Origin of the sequence: Pseudoalteromonas sp. T1lg88, assembly GCF_002964765.1 — a bacterium.
GTDB lineage: Bacteria > Pseudomonadota > Gammaproteobacteria > Enterobacterales > Alteromonadaceae > Pseudoalteromonas.
The window spans coordinates 1-657 of the sequence record NZ_PQCF01000030.1 but is presented as its reverse complement, the minus strand read 5'-3'; the positions used below and the strand labels follow the sequence as shown (position 1 = coordinate 657).

Here is a 657-nt window from a genome sequence, read left to right as displayed (position 1 = left end):
TGGCATATTTCTTTACTTATTGAGAACTCTAAATTATTCAAATTGAACAATTCAAAGTTTTTATCAGCTTTCCAAATTTTTAAAGAGCAAGAGAATGACTTCTCAGAGTTAAACACACTCTATTCTCAGGGCTTTTCCCCGAAAGAATGTTTATCTATAAGAAGGAGTAGTAAAGTGGTGGAGCTAAGCAGGATCGAACTGCTGACCTCCTGCGTGCAAGGCACCCGTGAGGCTTAACCATACAACACCAAAATGGTGTGAGACTGTTAAGTTAGAAGTTAGAAATAAAGACTGAAGTAGACACATTACTTATAAAGCTTTCCGAATTTAATACTGATTGCAACAGCGATTAGTAACCAATTTGCTTGGTGACAATAGCGTTCTGGACCCACCTGACCCCATGCCGAACTCAGGTAACCAAGCTACAGGGAAGTATTGTTAAAACAGCTCTGTTTACCAGCCTTCTGTGATCAACATCCAAGCGGGTTTAATATTCTGATTTTGCAAGGCTAAAGCCTCGCCTAGAGATAGCTGTGGGAGTTTTTTAAGTAAGGGTTTGCCGACAAGGCTGTTGTAGGTCGGGGTTTACCCCGACAAGGTGCAGATCCATGCCGCATTGTCGGCCTAAAAGACCGACCTACAAACGCAAAAAACCCG

General features: G+C 41.9%; 1 protein-coding gene. It reads left to right on the top strand.

What is annotated here, in order from left to right; all coding sequences use genetic code 11:
* Positions 1–237, top strand: a 237-nt coding sequence (locus C2M34_RS15900) for a hypothetical protein (protein ID WP_234398785.1), incomplete at its 5' end; no start/stop codon positions are given.
* Positions 238–657: the final 420 nt, after the last annotated feature.